Annotated in this window: 2 protein-coding genes; one reads left to right on the top strand and one right to left on the bottom strand. The window is 38.4% G+C overall.

The window, feature by feature from the left end; all coding sequences use genetic code 11:
- The coding region (locus CCU_RS14085) for a sensor domain-containing diguanylate cyclase (protein WP_243440870.1) at positions 1-931 on the bottom strand (931 nt) is incomplete at its 3' end.
- A 1,033-nt stretch (positions 932-1,964) separates the two neighbouring features.
- Here CCU_RS14085 and CCU_RS14935 point away from each other — a divergent pair.
- Positions 1,965-2,246, top strand: a complete 282-nt coding sequence (locus CCU_RS14935; RefSeq protein ID WP_442852323.1) for an AEC family transporter — start codon at positions 1,965-1,967, stop codon at positions 2,244-2,246.
- Positions 2,247-2,431: the final 185 nt, after the last annotated feature.

Raw genomic sequence — 2,431 nt, forward strand, 5'->3', positions numbered from 1 at the left:
AATAAGATTCAACCAGAGCGCAGTCCATGATCAAAACGTAGAATACATTTCCATAATAACGGTTTTCCACTATTCTTCCGTGATCAAGAACAGGAAGATATGTTCCATCTTTTTTTGCAAAATGGAACCTTACATAGTCATTATTTCCACTGGTCTTTGCATCAATCTGTTTCCAGATGCTGGTCTCAACAGAATCCCGTTCGTCTGGATGGACCAGGTTTCTGAATCTATGATCTGTGTAATCCAGAAAATCATCAAAATCCCTGCAGCCAGCAAATTCTATCAGTTCACGATTTGCAAATAAAATATTATCATTTTCAGGATCAGCTATATATATAAGGAAAGCTCCCGGAAGATTCTTTGATACATCCTGAAGTGCAAACCCAAGCTGGCTTCTGTGCTGCATCTTATAAGCTCCTCGATAAGGACTGCAATTATGCTTTCCATGAAGTTTTACCGCATAAAGTGCCATATCCGCGCATCTGATAAGCTCCGAAACATCTTCACAATCTTTTGGATATTCTGCATACCCAAGAGAAATGTAAAATGGATGCTCCCCACCATTATATGTTATATGCCGTGGCTGAAGAGTAAATTGTTCTATTTTCTTTCTTGCCTCTTCCTCTGTTGTGTCAACCAGAATGGCGGAGAACTCATCACCGCCATTTCTGCAAATAATAGAATTATCATTGAAATAGCTCTGTATGTCCTGTGCAAGACTTTTCAGTGCGGCATCTCCAACTACATGACCATACATATCATTTATAAATTTAAAATCATCAATATCCATCTGTATACCCACGCAATGAATATGAAGATCGCCCTGCATAACCTTTTTGAGCTGTTCGTCAAACCCCTTACGATTCAAGAGTCCGGTCAGCGGATCTGTTATCGCCATTTTTTTTAATGTATCTCGATGTCTCTCAATCACAAGGATGACCACCGTTAATCCAGTTAAGAGCAAAATAACACATATTCCCAAAAACAGCTGCGGAAATACATTCCACCCATGACTCCAGCCATCAGCAGGCATTATCTCAAAATCAAATAGACTGCCGCAAAATTCAAACTCAAATGTAATCGGATTCTTCATAATATTGCCGGATGATGATACTATCTCTGTATCATCAGACAAAGGGGAAACTGTCTTTGTCAGGGAGTAATCATAACCGAATTTTGTGAGTGCCTGAATTGATTCTGTAAATATCTCCGGAACACGTATAATTACTATGGTAAATCCCCAAAATACTGGAGAGCCATCTGCCCCCTCCAGATNTACAGGATTTCTAATCGCAATGCCCTGCCCCCCTGTTTTAAATCAAAAGGACCCTGCATCGTGACTATATTTTTATCTCTTCCATAGCGGCATATCTCTCCACGACTTTCATCATGCATCAAATCTATCTTTCCAGCTTCATTCCCTGCCTCCGGATATATATCTGTGACAACACCGTCAGGCGCAATCTGTATGCTCTGAATAAAATCTGCCATCAGATCCCGAGCAACTTTTTGAAAATTGTCAATTTTCCCATTTTCGCTGATTGCTATCTCTTCAAGTGTATCTGTAATTGCAACTCCACGGTTCATGTCATTCTGTAGTCGTTCTGCATATGTTGTGGCATTAAGCGCTGTGACATTCCGTACCTGTTTATAATTTGATCTATATGAATGATATAAAACTACTGTCAAAACCAGACAGCCAACCAGAAAAATGAGAACCGGCAACATAAGCTTTTTGTTATGGTTTTTACGCGAATTCATAGTATGTCATCTCTCCTTATTTTGGATGCTATTTACAAGTTCTCTACAAATTGCACATATTTTATCGCATTCATTCATTTTTGACAAGTCAGCATTCAGGGATGTTTTTTTAGAGGAATAGTATTATAATACAGAAACGAAAAGAGGTAATCGCTATGCAGATAAGTATAATTTTGCTCGGAAAGCTTATTAACTTTTTTATTATGATCCTGCTTGGTTTTATTCTTGTCAACAAAAATATCTTAAAATCATCTGACAGCCGGATATTATCTATCATCGTGGTATACCTGGTGATGCCCTGTGCCATAATTGGTTCATTTGAGATTGATTTTACAAAAGAAAAACTGCAGGGACTGTTATTTTCCGCTGTCATTGCAGTTATTATACATGTTCTGCTGTTGATTTTTATAAATATCGGAAGGAAATTTTTGCACTGGACCCCAGTTGATGTGCAACTGTCATGTATTCCAACTCGGGAAATATGATTATCCCACTTGTAAGTGCTATTCTGGGTTCCGACTATGTACTGTATTCATGCGCATTTATGTCTGTACAACTGATATTTCTCTGGACACACTGCAGCACAATGCTCTCCGAAAAGCCACACTTGGAATGGAAAAAGATAATATCCAATATAAATGTATTAGCCATAATAGCAGGTCTCCTGCTA

This window comes from Coprococcus sp. ART55/1 (assembly GCF_000210595.1).
GTDB lineage: Bacteria > Bacillota > Clostridia > Lachnospirales > Lachnospiraceae > Coprococcus > Coprococcus aceti.